General features: G+C 71.9%; 21 protein-coding genes. 13 read left to right on the forward strand and 8 right to left on the reverse strand.

Annotated features, from left to right (window positions below):
• Together ABC271_RS14400 and ABC271_RS14405 are read right to left on the reverse strand one after the other, a co-directional pair.
• Complete coding sequence (locus ABC271_RS14400) at positions 1-1,572, reverse strand: xylulokinase (protein WP_412925520.1); 1,572 nt, start codon at positions 1,570-1,572, stop codon at positions 1-3.
• On the reverse strand, positions 1,569-2,288 hold the full coding sequence (locus ABC271_RS14405) for an L-ribulose-5-phosphate 4-epimerase (RefSeq protein ID WP_412925521.1): 720 nt from the start codon (positions 2,286-2,288) through the stop codon (positions 1,569-1,571). Before ABC271_RS14405 ends, ABC271_RS14400 begins: the two co-directional genes overlap by 4 nt.
• A gap of 243 nt (positions 2,289-2,531) precedes the next feature.
• On the opposite strand from ABC271_RS14405, the gene ABC271_RS14410 reads away from it, so the two are divergent.
• Positions 2,532-3,098 (forward strand): P-loop NTPase family protein, encoded by a 567-nt coding sequence (locus tag ABC271_RS14410; RefSeq protein WP_412925522.1) that lies wholly within the window; start codon positions 2,532-2,534, stop codon positions 3,096-3,098.
• Between the two features lie 59 nt (positions 3,099-3,157).
• Here ABC271_RS14410 and ABC271_RS14415 read toward each other — a convergent pair whose 3' ends face one another.
• Positions 3,158-4,126: a LacI family DNA-binding transcriptional regulator gene (locus ABC271_RS14415; protein WP_412925523.1), complete on the reverse strand. Its 969-nt coding sequence runs from the start codon at positions 4,124-4,126 to the stop codon at positions 3,158-3,160.
• Between the two features lie 65 nt (positions 4,127-4,191).
• On the opposite strand from ABC271_RS14415, the gene ABC271_RS14420 reads away from it, so the two are divergent.
• Positions 4,192-4,989 carry a hypothetical protein gene (locus ABC271_RS14420; protein WP_412925524.1) on the forward strand — a complete coding sequence of 266 codons (798 nt, stop codon included), beginning with the start codon at positions 4,192-4,194 and terminating at the stop codon, positions 4,987-4,989.
• Between the two features lie 101 nt (positions 4,990-5,090).
• On the opposite strand, the gene xylB is transcribed toward ABC271_RS14420, so the two are convergent.
• The 4 genes from xylB to ABC271_RS14440 all read right to left on the reverse strand — a co-directional run bounded on the left by xylB (position 5,091) and on the right by ABC271_RS14440 (position 9,352).
• Complete coding sequence (xylB, locus tag ABC271_RS14425) at positions 5,091-6,482, reverse strand: xylulokinase (protein WP_412925525.1); 1,392 nt, start codon at positions 6,480-6,482, stop codon at positions 5,091-5,093.
• Positions 6,483-6,628: 146 nt separating this feature from the next.
• A complete protein-coding gene (xylA, locus tag ABC271_RS14430; protein WP_022879019.1) occupies positions 6,629-7,816 on the reverse strand; it encodes a xylose isomerase in 1,188 nt (395 codons plus the stop codon).
• Positions 7,817-7,917: 101 nt separating this feature from the next.
• On the reverse strand, positions 7,918-8,814 hold the full coding sequence (locus ABC271_RS14435) for an esterase/lipase family protein (RefSeq protein ID WP_412925526.1): 897 nt from the start codon (positions 8,812-8,814) through the stop codon (positions 7,918-7,920).
• Positions 8,815-8,866: 52 nt separating this feature from the next.
• On the reverse strand, positions 8,867-9,352 hold the full coding sequence (locus ABC271_RS14440; protein ID WP_412925527.1) for a glutathione peroxidase: 486 nt from the start codon (positions 9,350-9,352) through the stop codon (positions 8,867-8,869).
• Positions 9,353-9,547: 195 nt separating this feature from the next.
• On the opposite strand from ABC271_RS14440, the gene ABC271_RS14445 reads away from it, so the two are divergent.
• The 4 genes from ABC271_RS14445 (at position 9,548) to ABC271_RS14460 (ending at position 14,120) form a co-directional block, all read left to right on the forward strand.
• Positions 9,548-10,705 carry an ROK family transcriptional regulator gene (locus ABC271_RS14445; RefSeq protein WP_412925528.1) on the forward strand — a complete coding sequence of 386 codons (1,158 nt, stop codon included), beginning with the start codon at positions 9,548-9,550 and terminating at the stop codon, positions 10,703-10,705.
• 40 nt (positions 10,706-10,745) lie between these two features.
• Entirely contained in the window at positions 10,746-11,999 is a 1,254-nt protein-coding gene (locus ABC271_RS14450) for a D-arabinono-1,4-lactone oxidase (RefSeq protein WP_412925529.1), read from the forward strand.
• 133 nt (positions 12,000-12,132) lie between these two features.
• The gene (locus tag ABC271_RS14455; RefSeq protein WP_412925530.1) at positions 12,133-12,762 is read left to right on the forward strand and encodes a DUF1345 domain-containing protein; all 630 of its coding nucleotides are present in this window, start codon (positions 12,133-12,135) and stop codon (positions 12,760-12,762) included.
• A gap of 209 nt (positions 12,763-12,971) precedes the next feature.
• Complete coding sequence (locus ABC271_RS14460; RefSeq protein ID WP_412925531.1) at positions 12,972-14,120, forward strand: nucleotidyltransferase family protein; 1,149 nt, start codon at positions 12,972-12,974, stop codon at positions 14,118-14,120.
• A gap of 5 nt (positions 14,121-14,125) precedes the next feature.
• On the opposite strand, the gene ABC271_RS14465 is transcribed toward ABC271_RS14460, so the two are convergent.
• Complete coding sequence (locus ABC271_RS14465; protein WP_412925532.1) at positions 14,126-15,445, reverse strand: O-antigen ligase family protein; 1,320 nt, start codon at positions 15,443-15,445, stop codon at positions 14,126-14,128.
• 31 nt (positions 15,446-15,476) lie between these two features.
• Between ABC271_RS14465 and ABC271_RS14470 the strand changes: the two genes are divergently transcribed.
• The 7 genes from ABC271_RS14470 to ABC271_RS14500 all read left to right on the forward strand — a co-directional run bounded on the left by ABC271_RS14470 (position 15,477) and on the right by ABC271_RS14500 (position 24,223).
• Positions 15,477-16,916 carry an oligosaccharide flippase family protein gene (locus tag ABC271_RS14470; RefSeq protein WP_412925533.1) on the forward strand — a complete coding sequence of 480 codons (1,440 nt, stop codon included), beginning with the start codon at positions 15,477-15,479 and terminating at the stop codon, positions 16,914-16,916.
• Between the two features lie 67 nt (positions 16,917-16,983).
• Positions 16,984-17,904: an NAD-dependent epimerase/dehydratase family protein gene (locus tag ABC271_RS14475; protein ID WP_412925534.1), complete on the forward strand. Its 921-nt coding sequence runs from the start codon at positions 16,984-16,986 to the stop codon at positions 17,902-17,904.
• Positions 17,901-19,004, forward strand: coding sequence for a glycosyltransferase (locus ABC271_RS14480; protein ID WP_412925535.1), 1,104 nt, complete (start codon positions 17,901-17,903; stop codon positions 19,002-19,004). The genes ABC271_RS14475 and ABC271_RS14480 overlap by 4 nt, the downstream gene beginning before the upstream one ends.
• Positions 19,001-20,107 (forward strand): glycosyltransferase family 4 protein, encoded by a 1,107-nt coding sequence (locus ABC271_RS14485; protein ID WP_412925536.1) that lies wholly within the window; start codon positions 19,001-19,003, stop codon positions 20,105-20,107. The genes ABC271_RS14480 and ABC271_RS14485 overlap by 4 nt, the downstream gene beginning before the upstream one ends.
• Before the next feature lie 25 nt (positions 20,108-20,132).
• Entirely contained in the window at positions 20,133-21,035 is a 903-nt protein-coding gene (locus ABC271_RS14490) for an SDR family oxidoreductase (protein WP_412925537.1), read from the forward strand.
• A gap of 267 nt (positions 21,036-21,302) precedes the next feature.
• Complete coding sequence (locus ABC271_RS14495) at positions 21,303-22,682, forward strand: alpha/beta hydrolase (protein ID WP_412925538.1); 1,380 nt, start codon at positions 21,303-21,305, stop codon at positions 22,680-22,682.
• The gene (locus ABC271_RS14500; protein ID WP_412925539.1) at positions 22,679-24,223 is read left to right on the forward strand and encodes a GMC family oxidoreductase; all 1,545 of its coding nucleotides are present in this window, start codon (positions 22,679-22,681) and stop codon (positions 24,221-24,223) included. The genes ABC271_RS14495 and ABC271_RS14500 overlap by 4 nt, the downstream gene beginning before the upstream one ends.
• Positions 24,224-24,236: the final 13 nt, after the last annotated feature.

Here is a 24,236-nt window from a genome sequence, read left to right on the forward strand (position 1 = left end):
TCAGAGGGATGCCACGGCGGCCGCCTCGACGGCGAGTCCGGCGCGGTAGCGGTCGAGGTAGGCCGAGAAGCCGGCGACATCTGCCGGCTCGGGGTCGGCGGTGGTGATGGGCGCGTCGGCGAAGACGGCGTCGCGGAGGTACGCGTCGAGGTCGCGGCCCGCGCCCTCGGCGACGTAGGCGGCGAGCACGGCCATGCCCCACGCGCCACCCTCGGAGGCGGTCTCGGCGACCGCGACGGGTGCGTCGAGCGCCGCCGCGAGGAAGCGCTGCGCGACTCCCGCCGTGCGGAACATCCCGCCGTGCGCGTACATCTTGTCGAGGCCGACGCCCTCGGCGTGGAGCACGTCCATGCCGAGCGCGAGCGTGCCGAACACGCCGTACAGCTGCGCCCGCATGAAGTTCGGCAGCGTCAAGCGGCTGTCGGGGGTGCGGACCACGAGCGGACGGCCCTCTTCGAGCCCCGCGATGGGCTCCCCGGCGAGGTGGTTGTACGCCAGCAGTCCGCCGGCGTCGGCCTCGCCTTCCAGCGCCGCGGCGAAGAGCGCCGCGTAGGTGGCATCCGGGGTCACGGGGGTGCCTGCCGCGGCGGCGAACGCGGTGAACATGTTCGCCCACGCCGCGAGCTCGCTCGCTCCGTTGTTGCAGTGCACCATCGCCACGGCGTCGCCCGAGGGCGTCGTGACGAGGTCGAGCTCGTGGTGCACCTCGGTGAGCGGCCGCTCCAGCACCACCATCGCGAAGATGCTCGTCCCGGCGCTGACGTTGCCCGTGCGCGGCGCGACGGCGCCCGTCGCGACCATGCCCGTGCCGGCGTCGCCCTCGGGCGGGGCGAAGGGGATGCCGTGCTGCAACGCGCCGCTCGGGTCGAGGAGCGCGGCGCCCTCGGGCGTGAGACTGCCGGCGTCGGCGCCGGCGACGAGCACCCGGGGCAGCAGGTCGGCGAGCGCCGGGACGCGCCCGGCGGCGAGGGCGTCGTAGCGGGACACGAGCTCGGCGTCGTAGTCGCGGGTCGCCGAGTCGATCGGGAACATGCCCGACGCGTCGCCCACGCCGAGCACCTTCTCGCCCGTGAGCTGCCAGTGGACGTACCCGGCGAGGGTCGTGAGGAAGCGGATCTCGGGCACGTGGGGCTCGGCATCCACGACCGCCTGGTGCAGGTGCGCGATCGACCAGCGGAGCGGAATGTTCACGCCCAGGAGCTCGGTGAGCTCGGCCGCGGCGACTCCGGTGTTGGTGTTGCGCCAGGTGCGGAAGGGGGCGAGCAGCTCACCGTCCGCGTCGAACGCGAGGTAGCCGTGCATCATCGCCGACACGCCCATCGCGGCGTACCGCTCGGGCGTCACGCCGTGGCGCTGCTGCGCGTCGGCGACCAGTTCGGCGTAGGCCGCCTGCAGGCCCGACCACACGGCATCCAGCGAGTACGTCCAGAGCTTGTCGGCGTAGACGTTCTCCCACTCGTGGGAGCCGACCGCGAGCACCTCGGCGTTCGGCCCGATGAGGCACGCCTTGATGCGGGTGGAACCGAGCTCGATGCCGAGCGAGGCGCGGCCTTCGGTGATGTGCGCGTTCATCGGCGGTCGTCCGTGCTCTGTCCGTAGACGTTCTGGTAGCGGTTGTAGAGGGCGTCGATCTTGTCCTGCGGGATCGGGATGAGGGGACCGGCCTCGCGCGCGATGTGCACGGTGCGGGCGACGTCCTCGAGCATGACGGCGGCCTTCACGGCATCCTTGGCGTTCGTGCCGATCGTGAAGGGACCGTGGTTCTGCATGATCACGCCGCGCGAACGGTGACCGCGCAGGGTCTCGACGATGCCGCGGCCGATCGAGTCGTCGCCGATGATCGCGAAGGGACCGACCGGGATCGGTCCGCCGAACTCGTCGGCCATCGCCGTGATGACGCAGGGGATCTCTTCGCCCCGGGCCGCCCACGCGACGCCGTACGTGGAGTGCGTGTGCACGACGCCGCCGACCCCGGGCATGTTCCGGTACACGTAGGCGTGCGCGGCGGTGTCGCTGGAGGGGCTGCGCTCGCTGCCGGGGGTGCCGGGGATCGCGTTGCCGTCGAGGTCGCAGAGGATCATGTTTTCGGGCGCCAGGTCGTCGTACGAGACGCCCGACGGCTTGATGACGAACAGGTCGGCCCCGGGCACGCGGCCCGAGACGTTGCCCCCGGTCCAGACGATGAGGTTGTACCGCACGAGCTCGGCGTGCAGTTTCGCGACGTCGACGCGGACGACGTCGATCGCCTCCTGCAGGTCGGGGGCGAACGGGGGTGCGGCGTCGGACACGCGGGTCTCCTTCGACTCAGTCGGGCGGGCGCCGTCGCTGCGGCACAGGGTTCATGTTACCGGTAACATCCCCGTCTTGGCGACCCCCGGATGCCGTCGCGACCCGGGCGCGCGGTCTCTCGCGCGGTCCTCCGGCGCCGACACCACACACGTTTCGCGAGATGACGCGCGATCCCGGGCGATCGGGGGTCATCTCGTGGGGCGGGAGTGATCTCGGCGAGGGCCACGACATACGATCGGCGGATGCTGTGCGCCACCGACCCGCTCCCTGCGCGGCCCCGACGCGTGGCCATCGCGGGGGTGTCGGGGGTGGGCAAGACGACGCTGGCCGCGCAGATCGCCGAGGTGGCCGGCATCCCGCACATCCAGATCGACGCCCTATTCCACGGTCCGGACTGGACGCCGCGGCCGGAATTCCTCGACGACGTCCGAGCCTTGGCCGCGCGCGACGCCTGGGTGACCGAATGGCAGTACTCGGATGCCAGACCGCTCCTGACCGCGGGCGCCGACCTGATGGTCTGGCTCGATCTGCCGTTCACGACGGTGACGCTGCCGCGCGTCATCGCGCGCACGTTCCGACGGCGCCTCGGTCGCCACCGCCTGTGGAACGGGAACATCGAGCCACCCCTGCACACCTTCTTCACGGATCCGGAGCACATCATCCGCTGGTCGATCTCCACGCGCGGGAAGTACCGGGAGCGCATTCCCGCGGTCGCGACCGCGCGCCCCGAGCTGCCGATCGTGCGGCTACGGTCGACCGGCGAGGTGACACGCTGGGTCGCGGGCCCGCTCACGGCGTCGATGCGCTGAGCGCGCCACCGCCGGTTGCGGCGAACATCGCGGTGCCGAAGTCGGATGCCCCGCTCGGCTCAGCGTGGCCGCACCGTCGATGCCCGCGGAACCAGCACCGGGTCGGCCGGCGGGTCGGCGTTCTCACCGAGCACCCGCGCCACGGCCTCGGCGGCTTCACCTTCGACGTCCAGGCGGACCGTCGTGAGCGCGGGCGCGTAGAAGGCGGCATCCGGGTTGTCGTCGAAACCGGCGACCGAGACGTCTTCCGGCACCGCCAGCCCGCGCGCCGCGAGGCCCGCCATGAGTCCGAGGGCCATCTGGTCGTTGGCGACGGCCACCGCCGTGGCGCCCGCGCGCACGAGGTCGGCGACGACATCGGCGACCGCTGAACCGGACGCGGCGCTCCAGTCCCCCTCGACCCGCCCGTCCCGGACGAGCCCGCGCCGGCCCACGGCGTCGGCGACACCGCCCGTGCGGGCGAGAGCCTCGCGCCAGTCCGCGGGGCCGGCCACCTCGACGATGCGGCGATGTCCGAGGTCGGCAAGATGATCCACGACGAGGGCGGCCGCGGAACGCTGGCGGATCCCCGACTCGCCGTACAGCGGCACGAGCGGCACGTCGTACCCCTCGAGAGGAGTGGACCCGTGCGCGGCGACGAGCACGATGCCGTCGACCCCCTGGTCGAGCAGGCGGCGGACGGCGGCGTCGATGTCGGCCGGGTCGTCCGAGTCGGTGTACGCGGTAGAGATCCACCGGCCCCGCGCCCGCGCCGCTCGCTCGAGCGCCGCGATGCCCGCCGACGGGCCGTGCAGAACGGCGTCGGATGCCACCACCCCGACGGTCCGCGTGAGGCTCGTGCCCAGCGCGCGCGCCGCGTTGTTGACGCGGTAGTCGAGCGCGGCGACGGCCTCGAGGACGCGCTCGCGCGTGGCATCCCGGATGCCGGGATACCCGTTCAGCACGCGGGAGACGGTCTGCGTCGAGACGCCGGCAGCGTCGGCGACGTCGCGCATGCCCGTGCGCTTCGCTCCGCCGTCGCTGCTCATGGTCCCTCACAGTAGCGGCGCGCAACCCCCTCGGCGTGCGCCCGCTCGCGCGGTGCGATGGCGGTATGACCTCGACACCCCGCGTCCCGCGACCGTCGCGCACGCCTGTCTCGGCGACGATCGGGGCTGCCCTCGGACGCGGGTTCGCCGCTGTCCAACGCCTCCGGCATCCGCGTCCGATCCACAGTCGCGGAGTCGTGTTGCGCGGAGAGATCCGGTGGATTCCGGATGCCACACCGGCCGGCCTCTCCTGGATCGACGACGCGCCGACGGAGGCCCGGCCGGTCGTGGCACGTGTCTCGCGGTCGATCGGTCTTCCCGCGCCCCTCCCCGACATCCTCGGGCTGGCGTTGCGCGTCGACGACGCCGACATCGAGTTCGCCTCGACCGGCTGGCTCGTGCCGGGGCGCTTCGCCCTGCTCCCCCGGCGGCGGGTCGAGCGTGCGACGTTCGGCATCCTGCTCCCCTACCGAGGCACACGTGGCCCCGTGCTCCTGGGCGCGCGGACCCTGTGGGGACGACCGCCGGCGACGGATCCGCGAGCACTGCAGGGCCCCGACATGTCGCCGGACGTGTGGAGGCTCGGCCTCTTCCACGCGACTCCGGGCGGGCCCTGGCATCCGTTCGGGCTTCTGGAACTGCGCCTCGCTCCCGATCAGGACGACCGCGCGTTGCGCTTCGACGCGGTCCGGCGACCGCTCCCCGGCGCACGGACGTACGCCTGGGTGCGGTCGATCCGCCAGCCGTCGTATCTCCGCGTGCAGAGCGCAGCCCCGCTCGCGGCGCAGCCAAAGGCCGACGCCGAGGCCGGGGTCGGGGTGGGGGTCGGGGTGCCGTTGGACGCAGAGACTTCATCGCGCTGACAACACGCCGGCAGGCCGCTGCGGTGATGTCAGCGCAATGAAGTCTCGCGGCCCTAAACCCGGCGCGGACGCGGCCCTAACACTGGCGCGAACGCGGGCCGCTACTCGGTCGCGCGGAGCGCGGCGACCTCGTCGTAACGGCGGCGGATCTCAGGGCGGAAGTCGGGATCGACGGCGCGGGCGGTGGCCACGGTCCAGTCGACGGGGCCCCCGGCGAGCACTCCCGCGGCCTGGCGCGCCGCGCCGAGCGCGACGTACTCACCCGCGGCGGGGACGACGATCTCGGCGTCGAACACCTGCGCGGCGATGCGCGCGACGGCCTCGTTCGCGGCGGCACCGCCGATGAGCAGCACACGCCGCACCTCGACGCCCTGCGCCTGGATCGCCTCGAGCCCGACGGCCAGACCGCTGAGCATGCCTTCGATCGCCGCGCGCGCGAAGTTCGCACGGTTGGTGGATGCCAGGGTCAGGCCCGTGAGCGACGCCTGCGCCTGCGGCAGGTTGGGCGTGCGCTCCCCCTCGAACCACGGCACGAGCACGAGCCCGCCGGCGCCCGGCTCGGCCTGCAGGGCGAGGGCGCCGAGCTCGTCGTGCGAGACGGCGAGCAGCCCGGCGAAAGCGTCCAGGACCCGGGCCGCGTTGAGCGTCGCCACGAGCGGGAGGAAGCGACCCGTCGCGTCCGCGAACCCGGCGACGGTGCCGGAGGTATCGCGGACGACGTGGTCGGTGACGGCGAAGACCGTGCCGGAGGTGCCGAGCGAGACCACGACGTCGCCGACGCCCGCGCCGAGACCGAGCGCGGCGCCGGCGTTGTCACCGGCGCCGGGACCGACGAGCGCCCCGCCGGGCAGCGCACCCGCGCTCTCCCACGGCTCGAGCACGCGCGGGAGCACGGCGTCGTGTCCGAGCGCGCGCACGAGCAGCTCGCGGTCGTAGCCGTCCGCGCCCCAGTACGCGGTGCCCGAGGCATCCGAACGGTCGGTCGTGAGCTCGGTGAAGTCGGCGTTGCCCGGGCCGAACCCGCGCAGGCGCCAGGTGAGCCAATCGTGCGGCAGCGCCACGGCCGCGACGCGCGCGGCGTTCTCGGGCTCGGCGTCCCGCAGCCACCGGAGCTTCGTCGCGGTGAACGAGGCCACGGGCACGACGCCCGTCCTCTCCGCGTACACGTCGGCCCCGACCTCGGCGATGAGGTCGGCAGCGGCCTGAGCCGAGCGGGTGTCGTTCCACAGCAGCGCGTCGCGGATGACCCGCCCGCCCTCGTCGAGCGCGACCATGCCGTGCTGCTGCCCCGCGATCGAGATCGCCGCGACGTCGTCGAGGCCCCCCGCCTGGGCGATGGCATCCCCCAGCGCGATCCACCACGCCTCCGGATCCACGGAGGTTCCCGCGGGGTGCGATGCGCGCCCCTCGCGGACCACGCGGCCGGTCTCGGCGTCGACGACGACCACCTTGCACGACTGCGTCGACGAATCGACACCTGCGACGAGCGCCATGCTCACTCCTTCTGTCTTCGCCGCTCCGGTGCGGCATCCCGTTCAGTGTCCAAGACACGCCGTCTCACGGGGAGGCGATGCGGCGTGTCTTGGACACTCGACGGAAGGGAAGGGCCCGGATGCCATGGCATCCGGGCCCCGAGAACTCAGCGCGCGCCGAGCAGGTGCTCGGTTGCGAGCTGCTGCAGACGGACGAAGCCGAAGCCCTTGCCACCCAGGTACGCGTCGGTGTCGAAGTCTTCGTAAGCCGAGCGATCGGCGAGGAGGTCGTCGTACGACTCGCCCTCGTTCAGCGTCGGCTGCGCGAGCTCGAGCACCTTGGCGGCCTCGAGGGCCTCCTGCACCTCGGGGTCGGCGCGGAACGCCGCGGCGCGCTCCTTGAGCAGCAGGTACGTGTTCATGTTGGCCGAGACCGAGTCCCAGACGCCCGACTCGTCCTCGGTGCGCGAGGGCTTGTAGTCGAAGTGGCGGGGGCCGTCGTACGCGGGCACACCACCGGGGCCGCCGTTTTCGAGCAGGTCGACGAGCGCGAAGGCGTTGTGCAGGTCGCCGTGACCGAACACGAGGTCCTGGTCGTACTTGATGCCGCGCTGACCGTTGAGGTCGATGTGGAAGAGCTTGCCGTGGTACAGCGCCTGCGCGATGCCGGCGGCGAAGTTCAGCCCGGCCATCTGCTCGTGGCCGACCTCGGGGTTCAGACCCACCAGTTCGGGACGCTCGAGCGAGTCGATGAACGCGATCGCGTGGCCGAGGGTCGGGAGCAGGATGTCGCCGCGGGGCTCGTTCGGCTTCGGCTCGATGGCGAAGCGGATGTCGTAACCCTTGTCGGTGACGTAGTCGCCGAGGAGGTTGACGGCCTCGCGGTAGCGCTCGAGCGCCTGGCGGATGTCCTTCGCGGAGTCGTACTCGGCGCCCTCGCGGCCGCCCCACATGACGAACGTCTTCGCACCGAGCTCGGCGGCGAGGTCGAGGTTGCGGAGCACCTTGCGGAGAGCGAAACGACGCACCTGACGGTCGTTCGAGGTGAAGCCGCCGTCCTTGAAGACCGGGGCGGAGAAGAGGTTGGTCGTGACCATCGGGGTGATGAGGCCCGTGGCATCCAGGGCGCCCTTCAGACGGTCGATCTGCGTCTGGCGCTCTGCGTCGGTCGAGCCGAACGCGAACAAGTCGTCGTCGTGGAACGTCAGGCCGTAGGCGCCGAGTTCGGCGAGCTTCTCGACGACGTGGACGACATCGAGCGGCTTGCGGGTCGGTCCGCCGAACGGGTCGGTGCCGTTGTATCCGACGGTCCAGAGACCGAACGAGAACTTGTCGTCACGGGTGGGGGTGGGCATTCCTGCTCCTTCGCATGGATGCGCACGGTTGATCGCCGACGCACGGGGTTTTGTTGGTTCTCACAACATATACCCCGGATGCCATCGAGTCCAGCGCCTCGCTAGAGCTCGAGGGCGGCGTCCACCACAGCGAAGACCGCCGGGTCCCACGTGAGTGCGCGTTCCCACGGCAGACCGAACGCGTCGGCGAAGAAGATGCTGTGCACGTGGTCGGGGAACGAGTGCCGCTCGACCCGGGGCAGGACCGCGGCGGGAACCTCGTCGGCGCGTCCGCTCGTGAGCGAGACGAGACCGTCGTGCGGCCACAGCTGCCGGGGCTCGGTCGCCCCGGCGAAGTACCCCGCCCCGACCGCGGTGACCGGGATGCCGTCGAGCACCCCCGCCTGCCGGTCGTTCCACCCGCGGAGGAACCGGCGCGACACCTCAGCGGCCGCGCCCTGGGAGTTGGCGTCGGCGTAGGGCCGCGCCTCCGCGAAGATCTGCAGCGTCGCCGGGTCGCCGTGCGCGTCGTCCTCGGAGATCTCACCGTCGAGGAGGTCGCCGAGCACCGAACCGTCCCACGGCGTGCCGAGCGTCACGAGCCGCTCGACGCGGGGGCTGTCGCCACCCCGCTCCCGGATCGCGGCCCGCGAGAACAGCCCGCCCATCGAGTGACCGACGAGCGCGACGCTCTCCACGCCCTCCTCGGCGGCGAGGTGGCGGAGGAACCCCGCGAGCGCGACCCCCGCGTCGTCGACGCGGCCCACGGCGTTGATCGTGACCTCGGCCGGCAGCACGACCGGCACGTCGGCGAAGCCCTGCCACCCGGCATCCTCTCGCACCTCTCCCGCACCGATGCGCGCCGGAGCGGTGAAGACCCGGATGCCGCGGTCGAGGAAGTGCGCGCGCAGGGCGGTCATCGTGTTGCCCGCCGCAAGCCCGGTCGCGGCCGCGTGTGCGGGGTCGGTGTACGGGGTGACGGCGGCTCCGCCGGAGACGAGGACGACGGCATCGATCATGGGCTCAGGGTACCGATCTGCGCACCCGTATCGAGTGCCGGCCACCCTCGGATCAGTGCGGCAGCGACTCCTCGATCGCGGCGACGACCTCGGGGGCGTCGGGCTGAGTGCGCGGGCTGAAGCGCACGACGCGGCCATCGGGGAAGACGACGAACTTCTCGAAGTTCCACGAGATGCGGCCCGTCTTGCCTTCGGCATCCGGAGTCTGGGTGAGCTCCTTGTACAGCGGGTGGGCGCTCCGCCCGTTCACCTTGACCTTCTCGGACATCGGGAAGGTCACGCCCCACGTGGCCGAGCAGTATTCGGCGATCTTCTCTTCGTCGCTCAGCTCCTGCAGGAACTGATTGCTGGGAAAGCCGATCACCGTGAAACCGCGGTCGGCGTACTTCTTGTGCAGCGCCTCGAGCGCTTCATACTGCGGCGCGAGGCCGCAGCGCGAGGCGACGTTGACGACGAGCGCCGCCTTGCCTTCGGTCAAGGCGCCGAAGGTTGTCTGTTCGCCACGGATGGTGGTGATCGGGATGCCGGAGAGGTCCATGCTCCGATTTTGGCACCGGGTGCTTATGTCTGTGCCTCATCCCGAGAAACGCGTTCTGCACCGGGAAACGCGTTCGGCGAGCGGTTCCCCGTGCAGGGCGCGTTCATCGCGTGGGCACGGAGGCACCAGAGGCACGAGACACGAGGGCGGGCACGCCGCACGGCGCCGGGCACGCACGCATGGCACAGTGGTCGGATGGTCACCGCGAGCAGGGGCGACGGCATGCGCCGCGCCAATCTCGCGCTCGTGCTGCGCACCGTGCACCGTGAGGGTCCCCGCTCGCGCGCCGCGCTGACCGAGGCGACGGGTCTGAACCGCTCGACGATCGCCGACCTGGTCGGTGAGCTCGTGAGCGACGGCCTCGTCGTGGAGCGCGCGCCCGACCCGGTCGGCCGCGTCGGCCGCCCTTCGCCGACGGTCGCCCCGGATCCGCGGGTCGTCGCCATCGGCGTCAACCCCGAGGTCGATGCGCTCGACATCGGCGCCTTCGCGCTGGACGGCACGCCCGTCGCACGCGAGCGCCTCCCCCAGACCCGGCTGCTCACTCCCGAGCGCACCGCCGAACTCGTCGGCGAGCGCCTCGCCGCCTGGGGCCGCAGCCCCCTCCGCGGGCGCCGCGTTGTCGGCGTGGGCGTCGCCGTGCCCGGCCCCGTGCGCGCCGCCGACGGTCTCGTCCGCACCGCCCCGCACCTGGAGTGGACGGATGCCGCGATCGGCGACCTCGTCACGGCGGCGACGGGATTGCCGGCCCGCGTCGGCAACGACGCCGCGCTCGGCGCGCTGGCCGAGTACCTCTTCGGCGCTGCGCGCGGAGCGCACGACGTCGTCTACCTCAACGGCGGCGCGAGCGGCATCGGCGGCGCCGTGATCGTCGGCGGAGTGCCGCTGGGCGGTGCCGGCGGCTACGCGGGGGAATTCGGACAGAACCGCCCGGGAATCGTCGACGCCGCCGATCGCCGCGCGGCCGACGGTGTGCTCGAGGACGAAGTGAGCCGCGCACGGCTCCTGTCCGCCCTGCATCTGGATGCCGTGGACGACACCGTCCTCGCCCGGGCCCTGGCGTCCAGCGACGACCCGGGGGTGCGCGCCGAGGCGGCACGCCAGCGACGGATCCTCGCGACCGCGCTCGCGAACGCCGCGAACGTGCTGAATCCCGCCGTCGTCGTGCTCGGCGGTTTCCTCGCCGCCCTCGCCGCGCTCGACGTGGACGGTCTCGATGCCGCGGTCCGCGCTCAGACCATGCCGGCGTGCGCCGAAGACCTGCGGCTACGCGTCGCCGAGCTGGGCGAGAATCGCCTGCTCGTCGGTGCCGCGGAGGCGGTGTTCGAGACCGAGTTGTTCCCCGCGCCGTGATTCGGGCCCGACACGATCCGCGCGGGAGAGGATGGACCCCATGACGCACACCCGCCCCTCCGGCACGAACTGGTCGGGGAACCATCGCTATGGCGCGACCGAGACGTTGCTGCCCACCGACCTCGCCGAACTCGCCGCCGCGATCTCGGCGGCCGAGTCGATCCGAGTGCAGGCGACCCGGCACACGTTCAACGACATCGGCGACACCGACGGCTCCCTGCTCTCGCTCGAGCGCCTGCCCACCCGGATCACGCTCGACGGCGACCGCGTGCGCGTCGAGGGCCTCGTCACATTCGCGCAGCTCGCACCCGTGCTGGAGGCCGAGGGACGGGCGCTCCACAATCTCGGGTCGCTCCCCCACATCTCGGTCGTCGGCGCGACCGCGACCGGGACCCACGGATCCGGGAGCGCGAACGGCAACCTCTCCAGCGCGGTGACCGCCCTGGAGATCATGGATGCCGACGGTCAGGCGCACCGCATCGACAGCGAGCACGCGTGGTTCCCGGCGGCGGTCGTCGGCCTCGGGGCGTTCGGCGTCGTCACGGCGGTGGAGCTGCGGACGGTCCCGACGTACACGGTGACCGCGCAGGCGTTCACCGGCGTCGCGTGGGATGACATCGTCGCCGACCCGAAGCGGCTCTTCGCGAGCGCCCGCAGCGTCAGCGTCTTCACGACGTGGGGAGATCCCGCACACGACCTCGTCTGGATCAAAGAGACGGATGCCGACGCGGAACCGGACTACGTCACCGCCCTCGGCGGGCGTCCGGTCGGCGACGACCTGCACCTCGGCCGCATCCGCACGGTCGGCAACACCACCGAGCGCGGGACGCCCGGCCCCTGGCACACGCGGCTGCCCCACTTCCGCGCGGAGGCCCTCCCGAGCGACGGCGATGAAATCCAGTCGGAATACTTCGTTCCGCTCGACGCCGCCGCCGACGCCCTCGCGGCGGTGCGGGCCGTGGCATCCGTCATCGATCCCGTTCTTCTGGTGACCGAGCTGCGGACCGTGGCCGCCGACGACCTGTGGCTGAGTCCCGCGTACCGCCGCGACGTCCTCGCGATCCACTTCACCTGGCGCAACGACAACGCCGGCGTGGCGGCGGTCCTGCCGACGATCGAAGCGGCGCTCGCGCCGTTCCAGCCACGACCCCACTGGGGCAAGGCCTTCACGATGCCGGGCGAAACGATCCGCGCCACGCTCCCTCACGCCGACGATTTCGTCGCCGCGGCGCGGGCCGCCGACCCGCGCGGAGTCTTCCGCAACGACTACCTCCGCCGCACGCTCGCGCTCTGACGGCCGGCTGCCCACACGCAGCTTCCACCGTCAATGGGGAGGCGCGATATCCCTGTGCGCGTACAGGGTGGTTCCGCTCTCACCGAGCCGACGGCTACACCCCGACCGTCGACGCCGACCGAAGAGGCTTGCCGTGTCGCACATCGCCAGGGAAGCCGGGGTCTCCGTGCTCGTCGGTCTGCTGGTTGCGCTCGTCCCGATCCTGTTCGGCGTGCCCGAACTCGCACCCCTGCTCGGGTGGGCGGTCGCGTCGGCCGTCTTCCTCACCTGGTCATGGACGAGGGCGTGGCCCGCTGATCCGGACCGGACACGCGACCTCGCGCTGTACGAGGGTCGAGGGCGCCGGCTCGTCGACGGGCTCATCATCGCCGCAACGTTGCTCAGCGTGGTGGGCGTGGTGTTGGCGCTCACGCGGAGTCAGCAGAAGGATGCGATCGGCACGGCGTGCGCGATTCTCGCGGTCGTCGGCGTCGTGGCCTCCTGGGCGGTCGTCAACACGGTGTTCGCGTTCAAGTACGCCCGGATGTACTACCACGACGATCGGCATCGCTTCGAGTTCGACCAGGACGAAGACCCCTCGTACAGCGACTTCGCTTACTCGGCGTTCGGTATCGGGATGTCGTACAGCGCGAGCAACGTGACGCACTCGTCCACGCCTTCACGCCGGATCGCCTTCGGCCATGCGCTGTTGTCGTACTTCTTCGGAACCTTCGTCGTGGCGCTCGCGATCAACCTCGTCACCAGCCTCACACAAGTCCGCTGACCGCCCCGGGCGGAGCCGACGGGGAGAGCCGACGGCTTCCCTGCCGAACACCTAGGCCCGGTCGATCCCTGCACGAGGCCGCCGCCCGTTCGGGGTGATGGCGAAGGTGAACGACCGCGGCGGGAGCGATGCGGGGACCCCGGGGTCGATCCGAACCGATCGTCTCGCGCGCCAGAGTGGCGGCACCCGTTCCGTCCTGAAGAGGCCCCATGACCGCTCTCCCTCCCGCCTCGACCGGCTGGGTCGCGATCGCCGCCGGGGCCCTCGACATCGCCGGGTTCGACACGTTCGGCGCGGATGCCGAGATCCTCGTCCTGCCGGCGGAGCCGGGCGAGCCGTTCTGCCTGACCGGGAGCGGCGCCCGGCTGTGGCGGCGGCTGCTGACGCGCGGCCCGGTCACTCCGTTCGGCGAAGAGGAACGGGAGATGCTGGACGCGATGACCGCCCTGGGTATCGCCTCGCGAGACCCGACCCACGCCGCCCGACTCACGCGAGTGGACCGACCGCGGTTGTCCTCTCCCCTGCATGAACTCGCCTACGCCCTGACGGCGCGGACCGCAGCGGCCCGCGGCATCCCGTGCGTCTTCATCAAAGGGCCCGCCCTGCACCACCAAGGCCTGCGCGAGCGCGAGCACTCCGGTGACGTCGACGTGTGGTGCCCGCCGTCGCGGTGGGACGACCTGGCGGACGCCCTCTCGGCGTGGGGGTGGAGCCGCGAGCCCGACCCGTGGCGGGGGACGTCGATCCATCACACCGCCACGATGATCCCGGGCGAGTGGGGATGCGAGATCGACATCCACCGGCGCGTCCCGGGCCTGACGCTCGCCGACGCCGACGCGTTCGACGCGGTCGTCCGCGGCTCGGAAACCGTCGTGTACGCGGGGGTCGAGGTTCGGATCCCTCGGGTCGAGGTGCACGCCGTCCTCGCCGCGGTGCACACGGTGCGGCCCGAGATCGGTGCGGGACCCCGCTCAGCCGCAGCCTCGACGACCGCGGCCGCCTTGCTGGCCGCCGCGGAGGGCAGCGGCGAGTGGGCGTGCGAACTCGGCGCCGTCCCCGTGCTCGAGCAGGAACTCGCCGGTCTTCTGCCCGAGGAGACGATCGCTCTCCACCGGCACGGCATCCCCCACGACTGGGCGTGGCGCGCCGAACCCGACCGCATCCGCGCGTACTGGAAGGCACTCCTGGGCGAGAGTCTCCCGACGCGCGTTCGTGTGCTGTGGCGATTCGTGTGGCCCCCGGAGGACATGGTCCTGACCTCCGCGCGCCATGCGGGCGACATGGGGGTGTCTCCCGTCGCCGCGCGATGGCGGCGGTTCGTCCGGGGCGTGCGCAACCTCCGCGCCGCGGCGCGCTGACTCGATCAGCTCCAACGGCCGCGACGCGCGGCACGTGTGTCCGGGAGGGCACCGTCCACGGCGGCCTGTTCCTGGTCGAGGCGACGGCGAGTGGCGAAGACGAAGAGGGGGACGAGCGTCGAGGCCGACAGCGGCCCCCAGCCGAGGAGGGGGAAAGGCGTCTCCGTGGCCCCGATGGCGAGAAGCCCCACGACCAGGGCGATCCCCGCGACCGACGACGACCGAACCGGATCGGTGACGGCGCCGAAGAGGGCGAACGCGATGACGGCGAGCCAGAACACGAGCACGACCGCGCCACCCTGAACCAGAGTGGTGAGCACGAGGTTGTGCGCGTGGCTGGCGGCGGAGGAGAGCACCTCGCGCAAGACCGGATAGTTGTCGGCGTACCAGTGGGCACCGAGTCCGAACAGGGAGTGGTCGCCGAGCACGCCGCGGTTGTAGATCCAGATGGCCCCGCGGTAGGTGAATGCCTCCGGGTCGGTTTCGACGAACGGGATCCGGATCACGGCGATGAGCGTCCCCGCGGCCCCGATGACGCTGAGGGACAGGAATCCGGCTCTCGGGAGGATTCGGGAGAGGACCACCACGGCGAGCATGGCGCCCGCCCCGATCAGGGCCGTCCGGGAAGAGGTCAGTACCAGGGCCCAGGCCACGACGACCAGGAGGGGCCACCGCACGAGCGCTCGACGCACCAGGAAGATGCACGGCAGGGAGAACGCGAGGAACATCCCGAAGGTGTTCGAGTGCGAGAAGATGCCGGCGAGCAGGGGGGCACCCGTGAGCGACTTGTCGAACGTCCCCGTCCCGCCGGAGATGATCACCTTCGCGGGTACCAGATACATCGCCACGAGGGACCCCGCTGCGACGAGGCCGCCGACATAGGCGAGAACGACGAGATCCGCCGGTTTCACCCGCACGCTCACCAGGAGTGCGCCCGCCGCTGACGTGAGAAGGAGTCCCCACGTCGGATTCCGCCCGTGAACGAACTCGTTGGCCGCGAGCATCAGACCCGGCAGAACGACCAGGAGAAGACTCGGCCCGGAGATCCGCGCGTAGAGCACGACGAGAAGGACGGTGGCCGCCGCCACCACCGGAACGATGATGCTGCCGACGTCGTCGATGGCCGCAACGGCGGGGTTCGTGGCGGTCGTGCCCTCCTTGTAGTGCGTCCGGTCGGTCAGCACCGTCTCGATGAGCGGCCCCACCAGCGAGAACGCGCTCAGCAGTAGGACCATGACCCGTCGGGCGACGGGCGAGTCCACTAACCCGCCCCGGGGCGCGGACGGCGCGACGGCCAGGTCGCGCGGACTGACTAGCGTGCTCACGGCCGACACCGTACATGTCCAGGGGAGTCCGATGACCACGACCACCGTCGTCACCGGGCGACGCCGCGGCGCGACCCTCCTCCTCGGCGCGCAGTGGGTGCGCTACCTCTCGCAGCTGCTCGGCATGATCGTGCTCGCGCGTCTGGTGGGCCCGGCCGAGTTCGGCGTGGTCGCCCTGGCGGGAGCCCTCGCCGGGTTCGCCGCGGTGCTCGGCGACTTCGGGCTCAGCATGGCGGCCCTTCGCGCCCCGACGCTCACGTCCGCGCAGCGCACCATGCTGTTCTGGGCCAACACGGTGATCGGGACCCTCGCCACGGCTCTCGTCGTCGTCCTGGCACCGCCGTTCGCCGCGGTCTACGGCAATCCGCTCCTCGTCCCCGTGCTCGCGCTGCTCGCCCCGGCCTTCGCGCTCCGCGCGATGAGCGCCCAGTTCCGTGTCGAGCTCAACCGCTCGGGACGACTGGGGCGACTCGCCGCCGCCGAACTCGCGGGCGACCTGACCGGATTGGTGGTCGCCGTCCTGTTCGCCGTGCTCGGCGGCGGGGCGCTCGCCCTCGCCTCACAGGGAACCGTTGCCGCGGCGATCACGCTCCTCGTCGCCGTCGTCCTGACGCCGTGGCACCCCGGGCTCCCCCGCCGAGGTTCCGATATGAAGGGCTTGCTCACTTTCGGGGGGCACACCTTCCTCGTCCACGCACTGAACTACAGTTCGACCGTCGTCGGCACGCTCGCGCTCGGGAAGGTGGCGAACGACCGAACGGTCGGCCTGTTCAATCGGGCGACCCAGTTGGTGAATCTCCCGATCGATCAGCTGATCACTCCGCTCACGCGCGTGGTGATCCCCGCCCTCGCGGACCCCTCGGACCCCACGCCGCTGGATCAGCGCCTGGCGAAGTACCAGACCGTGCTCAGCTACCCCGTGCTGGCGTACCTCAGCCTGTTCGCTGTGACGGCGGAGCCTGCCATCCACCTCGTCTTCGGCGGTCGCTGGGACGACGCGGCCGTCTACGTGCCCGTGCTCGCGATCGGCGCGGTCTTCCAGACCCTCGGTTACCCGCAGTACTGGGCCTTCGTCGCTACGGGCAGGTCCGGCCTTCTGCTGTGGTGCGAGGCGGCCGGACGCGTCCTCATGATCGCGCTGGTGGTCGCGGCTGCGGGCATCGGCCCCCTCGCCATCGCGGCGGCCATGTCGATCGGACAGTTCGCGCTCTGGGTCGCCGCGTTCGTCGTCCTCCCCCGCGCGGGTGTGTCCACGGTCGCGCTGCTGGCGGCCTCGGTGCGCCCGATCGTCGTCTTCTCCGTCGCCGCCGCCGTGGCATCCCTTCTCGACAGGTCGTTCTTCACCCCTCTCGACACGCTCCCCCGCCTGCTCGCGACCGGCGGGTCGTGGGCGATCGTCGTGGGTGTGGCGGTGGCACTCGTGGCCCGCCGCGACCTCTCCTCCCTGTGGGGCGCTGTGCGTCGGCGCTGAGCCGCGAGCCCCCGATCCGTCCGGAAGGCCCCATGCCGCGCAGTGCTCGTTCCTTGGGTGGCCGGTGATGGCGCGGTGCCTCGTCATCGGCGCCAACGGCTTCCTCGGCTCGCGGGTGGTCGACGGCCTCGCGGCGGCAGGACACGACGTCACCGGTTTCGACCGGTACAGCGCCGGCATCCGCGCGTTCGAGACGGCCGATGCCGTCGCCGTGACGGGAGACTTCCTCTCCCCGTCCGACGTGGCGGCCGCGGTCGCGGATGCCGAGTACGTCTTCCACTTCCTCTCGACGACCACTCCGGCCAGCGCTGACCGCGCCCCCACCGTCGACCTGCGCACGAACGTCAGCGCGACCGTCGAGCTGCTGTCGCTGTGCGCGGAGGCCGGAGTGCGACGGGTGTTCTTCGCCTCGAGCGGCGGAGCGATCTACGGCCCGCAACCGCGACGGGTGTTCGCCGAGGACGCTCCTCTGCTGCCCATCTCCCCGTACGGGATCGGCAAGCTCACCATCGAGCGCTACCTCGACTACTACGCCACGACCGCGGGACTGGACTCCGTCGCCCTGCGCATCTCGAACCCCTACGGGCCGCGGGCCACCACGTCGAAGGGGCAGGGCATCATCCCGATCACGCTCGACCGCATCCGGCGAGGTGAGCCGGCGGTGCAGGTGGGCGACGGGTCGATGGTCCGCGACTACCTCCACGTCGACGACCTGGTCTCCCGCATCATGCGCATGGTCGAGCGGGCTCCGCGGCATCGCGCCTACAACCTCGGCAGCGGGCGCGGGCACTCCGTCGCGGAGGTCTTGGCTGCCGTCCGCGACGTGGTCGGGTACGACTTCGACGTGCTCCGCGTGCCCCAGCCGGCCACCTTCGTCGATCACGTCGTCCTCGACGTGAGCCGCTTCCGTGCCGAGTACGGACCCGACCGCGATCTCACCCTCACCGAGGGCATCGCCGACACCTGGACGAGGATGACGACCCCATGACGCGGATCCTGCACGTGACCGAGGCGATGGGCAGCGGCGTCCTCAGCCTCGTGGACAGCATGTCCCGTCGGCAGGCGGAGGCGGGCGCCGAGGTGGAGGTGCTCTTCGCCCCCCGCCCAGAGACACCCGACGACGCAGCGCTGCGCGCGAGGTTCGACGACCGCGTGGCCCTCCGGCGGGTGTCGACGGGACGCCGACTGCGAGACCTCCGAGCCCTCGCCACCGAGGCCGCGCGAGCCGCGGAGCACGTGGATGCCGTTCACGCGCACTCGAGCATCGGCGGCGCCGTCGTGCGCATCGCGCTGTGGCACGGTATCCCCGCCGAACGCGTGTTCTTCTCCCCTCACGGCTTCGCGTTCCTCCGGCTCGATCTGCCCGCCCCGGTCCGGCACGGCATCCGGCTGCTCGAGACCGTCCTCGCGAAGCGATCGACTCTCGTGCTGACCTCGCCGTCGGAATTCACCGTCGCCGAGGAGGCGCTGCGTCCGCCCCGCGCGCATCTGGTGCAGACCGGGGTGCCCGCCGCGTCGGTGGCGCGCACGGCACGCGCCGCCGACCCGAGCCGCCGTCCGGTCGTCGGCATGATCGGCCGGCTCGTGCACCAGAAGGCACCCTGGCGTTTCGCCGCGGTCGCCCGCGTTCTCGGCGAGCGCGCCGACTTCGTCTGGATCGGCGGCGGATCCGCCGATGACGAGCGCCGCTGGTTCGGTGACTCCCCGGTGCGCGTGACCGGGTGGGTGTCCCCGGAGGAGCTGGCCGTGCTCGTCGACGCGATGGACGTTCTGCTCTTCCCCTCGCTCTGGGAGGGGATGTCGCTCTCGCTCATCCAGGCGCAGGCGCGCGGCATCCCGGCGGTCGTCTCGGATGTCGTGGGAAACCGCGACAGCGTCGAGGACGGCGTCACGGGGTTCGTGTGCGCCGACGACGACGCTCTCCTCACCTCGACGGCGCTGCTCCTGGACGACCCGGCGCTCCGGGAGCGGATGTCCGCCGCCGCCCTGGACTGGGCCCGCCGCGCACTGACCGATGATGCGCTGGGTCGCGACTCGCTCGCGCTGTATCGGCTCGCGGCGGTGCGCGAGGGGGTTCGGGCCCGATGATCGTGATCAATGCCCGCTTCCTGACGCAGCACGTCACCGGCATCCAGCGGTTCGCGTCGGAGATCAGCCGTGAGCTCCTCGCTCTGCGCTCCGACGTGGTGCTCGCTGCTCCCCGTGGGCTGACCCCGCGGGAAGGATTCCACGATCGCCGGATCGTCCGGGTCGGGCGGCTGTCCGGCCATGCGTGGGAACAGATCGAGCTCCCGCTCTTTGCCCGTCACCGCCGGGCCGTGCTGCTGGATCTCACGAGCACGGGCCCGGTCTGGTACGCGCCACAGGTCTCGACGCACCACGACATCACCTGGCTGAGGCATCCGGAGAGCTTCGATCGGCGGTTCCGCGCCGTCTACCGGCTGGTCGTGCCCCGCCTCATCGCGCGTAGCGACCGCCTACTCACCGTCAGCGAGTTCTCGAAGGGCGAGATCGCCACCTTCTTCGACGCGTCGACCGAGAAATTCACCGTCGTCCCCAATGCCGCCGACGCGCGCTTCCGCCCGGACGGTGAGGCCGCACCGGGCCGCTACCTGCTCGCCGTGTCCTCCCCCAACGCCCACAAGAACTTCGCCCGCATGCTCGCGGCGTTCGCCCGGTTCTCCGCCACCCACCCCGACGTCGAGTTGCGCGTCGTGGGGAGTCAGACCCACGCGTTCGCCCGGCAGGAGTACGCCGTCCCCGGGGAGCGCGTGCGCTTCCTCGGACGGATCGACGACGACGAGCTCACCGCGCTGTACCGCGGAGCCCTCGCGTTCGTCTTCCCGTCGCTCTACGAGGGTTTCGGCATCCCCCCGCTGGAGGCGCAGCAATGCGGGTGCCCGGTCATCGCCGCACGGGCGGCGTCGCTGCCCGAGGTGCTCGACGATTCGGCGCTCTTCATCGACCCGTACGACGTCGACGACATCGCGAACGCGATGACGCGGGTTGTGGAGGACGCGGCGCTGCGCGAGTACCTCTCCCGAGACGGGCTTCGCAACGCCCAGCGGTACTCGTGGCGAGCCTCGGCGGAGCGGGTGTCGCGGGTTCTCGACGAGGTCGTGGCGGCCCGAGGGTGCACGTCGACGGTGTCGGACGGGTCGCACGGCGTCCGTCAAGGGTGGGCATCGTGACGGGCACCGTGCCTAACGTCGCCCCATGACTTCCGATCGCGACCAGTTCACCTTCGACAACCCCGTGACCCGCTACTCCCGCGTCGAGCCTCCCCTCCAGCACCAGCCCGAGCCGGGCGTGCAGGCCGACATGACGCCGGTTCCCGACCTCGGTGAGAAGACCTACCGCGGGCTCGGACGCCTCACCGGCCGCAAGGCCCTCATCACCGGCGGCGACTCGGGCATCGGCGGCGCCGTCGCGATCGCGTTCGCGCGCGAGGGAGCCGACGTGGCGATCATCCACCTGCCCGACGAGCAGCGCGACGCCGATCACGTGCTCGCGCAGATCCGGGATGCCGGCCGCACCGGCGTCTCGATCGCGACCGACATCACCGATCCCGACGCGTGCCGCGCCCTCGTCGCCGAGGCGGTCGAGGCGCTCGGCGGGCTCGACATCGTCGTCAACAACGCCGGGAAGCAGGTCATGGTCGAGAAGGTCGACGACCTCTCGGACGAGCAGTTCGAGCTGACCTTCCGCACGAACGTGTTCGCCCCGTTCTGGATCACCAAAGCCGCGCTCCCGCACCTGCCCGAGGGCGCGACCATCATCAACACCGCATCGCTCGAGGCCTACGTGCCCGCCCCCGACCGTCTCGACTACGCCGCGACGAAGGCGGCCATCAACAACCTGTCGAAGGGGCTCGCTCAGCAGCTGGCACCCCGAGGCATCCGGGTCAACGTCGTCGCTCCGGGGCCGACGTGGTCGGCGCTGCAGGTGAGCCAGGGCGTCTCGGACGACCAGATGGAGCACTTCGACGACGAGAGCACCTACCAGCGCGCGGGCCAGCCCGCCGAGATCGCGCCGGCATTCGTCTTCCTGGCCTCGGCGGAATCCAGCTACGTCTCGGGCGAGACCCTGAACGTCAACGGCGGCATGGTCACGCCGTAGCCCTCGCGGCGGGCGCGCCGTCGGCGGCCCCCTCGTCCCACTTGCGGCGGACCATGTCCCACTTGTGGCGGACCATGTCCCACTTGTTGCTGCCTGAGGGCCCCGCAACTGACCACAAGTGGGACATGGTCGGCAGAGGTGGAACACAACAAGTGGCACAGGAGGCAGCGGAACGCCGGAGCCGGAGGGGCGCGGCGGCTCCTTGCGCAAAAGGTCCCGGTGCGCAAGCGGCCCATCGCCGACCCCGATGTGCGAAAGCGTGAAGGAATGCCGAGCCCGAACGACGTCCCCACCCTGTACCTGCTGCATGCCCTCGGGGCGAGCGCCGGGTCGTTCCAGCGGCTCGGCGATGCGCTCGCGGGTCGCATCGACGTGCAGGGCATCGATCTCCCGGGCTTCGGTTCGGAGACCGCCGCGTCGGACACCTCGCTCGATGCCACGGTCGCGCACGTCATCGGCATCCTCCATCAGCGGGCGCGCGGCCGATGGATGCTCGGCGGACACAGCATGGGCGGCAAGATCGCGGCGCTCGTGGCATCCCGGGTGCTCGACGGCACGGCGCCCCTGGTGGGCCTCGCGGGCATGGTGCTGCTCGCCCCGTCTCCGCCGCGCCCCGAACCGATGGACGAGGAGCGGCGCACGCTGATGCTGTCGTGGGTCGACGACGGTGCCATCGCGGAACCGGATGCCACGACCTTCATCGACCAGAACACCGCGCTGCCCCTCGACCCCGGCTCCCAGAGCCTCGCGCTCACCGACCTCCGCCGCACCTCGCCGACGGCGTGGCGGGCTTGGCTGGAGACGGGAAGCCGCGTCGACGCGCGCGCCGAGGTCGGGACGCTCGATCTCCCGGTGCTGGTGCTCGCGGGCGAGGACGACGCCGACCTCGGCGCCGCCGCGCAGCCCGGACTCCTCGCCGAGGTCTACCCCCGCGCACGGTTCCACGCCCTCGCCGACACCGGGCACATGATCCCCCTGGAGCGTCCGGCCGAGGCCGCGGAGGTCATCGCCGCGTTCGTCGCCGACGAAGTCCTCACCGGACCCGTCGTCACGGAGGAGTGGGGGCGACTGATCGCCGGAGACCGGGTGGACGACCGGGTGCGTGGCATCCTGAACCGCCGGGCGGTGCCCGACGACCGCGGGTACGCCCCGCGCGTGCTCGATTTCGCGCAGCTCACGCTCTTGCGCGAGATCGCGGACCTCGTCGTGCCGCAGGACGGCCCCGCGATCGACATCGCCGCGCGCGTGGACGCGCAGCTCGCCCGCGGCGAGGGGGACGGGTGGCGCACCGACGGCCTGCCGCCCGACCCCGAGGCCTACCGCGCGGGGCTCGACACACTTGCGCCGATCTGGGCCACCGACCCCGCCGAGCGGGAGACGGTGTTGCGGGCGGCGATCGAGGGCGACGGCCCCACCGACGGATCCCTGGATGCCGCGCTGCTCGCGGCGTGGCTCGAGGACGCCCGCGTCGACCTGGTGCGGCACTGGCTCGCGCACCCCGCCAGCATCGCCCGCACCGGATACGACGGCTTCGCCACGGGCGGTCGGGAACCCATCCGTGGCTACGTGGAGCTGACGCTCGGGCGACGCGAAGACTGGGAGCCCGCCGGGGTCGGCGGCACGATCGCGACGGGAGACGCCGCATGAACCTCGACGGCATGCGGACGCACGGGACCGACGACATCGTCGACGTGGTCGTGGTCGGGACGGGCGCCGGCGGCGCTCCGCTGACGGCCGAACTCGCCCGCCGCGGACTGTCGGTCGTGGCGCTCGAGGCGGGACGCAACTTCGACCTGGACGATCTCACCCCCGATGAGACCGAGGCCGTCGAGATCAACTGGATGTCGGAGCGGCTCAGCGGCGGTGACGACCCCACCGCCTTCGGCCCCAACAACAGCGGCCGCGGCGTCGGCGGGTCGACGCTGCACTGGGGCGCGTTCACCCCGCGTCCGGACGCGCGCGACCTGAGGCTGCGCTCCGAGACCGGCGAGGGCCGCGACTGGCCGCTCGACCCCGCCGAGCTGCTGTCGTACGTCGCTCGGGTCGAGGGCGACATCGGCGTCTCCGGCCCGACGCCGTACCCGTGGGACCCCGACCGCTCGTACGCCTACGCCCCGGCCGGCCGGAACGCCCCCGCGACCCTGGTCGCGCGCGGCTGCGAGGCTCTCGGCATCCGGTACGCCGACGCCCCCGCCGCGGTGCTCACCCGCGCCCGCCTGCAGGACCACCACGGCGAACGCCGCGCGTGCATCAATTGCGGCGCCTGCCACCAGGGATGCCGGGTGGATGCCAAGGCCACCACCGCCAACACCTACCTCCCGGTCGCGGTGGCGCACGGGGCCGAGATCCGCACCGGCGCGATGGTGCACGACATCGAGCTCGACGCGCGCGGGCACGTCGCCGCGGTCGTCTACCGACAGGACGGCGTCGACGTGCGCCAGCGGTGCCGGTCGCTCGTGCTCGCGGCCGGCGGCGTCGAAACGCCGCGCCTGCTGCTGCACACCGGTGTCGCGAACGGCAGCGGGCAGGTCGGCCGCAACTTCCTCGCGCACGGAGCGACGCAGGTGTGGGGCCTGTTCGACGAGCCGGTCCGCGGGCACCGCGGCTACCCGTCGTCGCTCATCACCGAGGACATGCTGCGCCCCGCCGACGCCGACTTCGCCGGTGGTTACCTCGTGCAGAGCCTCGGCGTGATGCCGCTGACCTTCGCGACCACGCTCGCCCGCGGCGGCGGTCTGTGGGGCCGCGACCTCATGCGACGCCTCGACCAGGCGCAGCACATGGCGGGCATCGGCATCAACGGCGACTGTCTGCCGTCGGACGGCAACCGCCTCGAGCTCGCCGACGAGACCGACGAATTCGGCATCCCGCGCGCCCGGGTCACCTACACCGCGGGGCCCAACGAGAAAGCAATGGACCGGCACGCGACCGCATTCCTGCAGCGGGTCATGGAGGCGGCGGGGGCGAGCGAGACTCTCGTGCTCGCCCGCTCCGCGCACACGATCGGCACGGCTCGGATGTCGACCGACCCCGCCGACGGCGTGGTCGACGGCGACGGCCGCTCGCACGAGATCCCGAACCTGTGGATCTGCGACAACAGCATCTTCCCCTCGGCGCTGGCCGCGAACCCGGCGCTGACGATCATGGCGCTGTCGCTGCGCACGGCCGACCGATTCCTCGCGGCCTGACGCCGCGGGCCGG

The organism is Microbacterium canaveralium (assembly GCF_047238045.1).
In the GTDB taxonomy this organism is placed as follows: Bacteria; Actinomycetota; Actinomycetes; order Actinomycetales; family Microbacteriaceae; genus Microbacterium.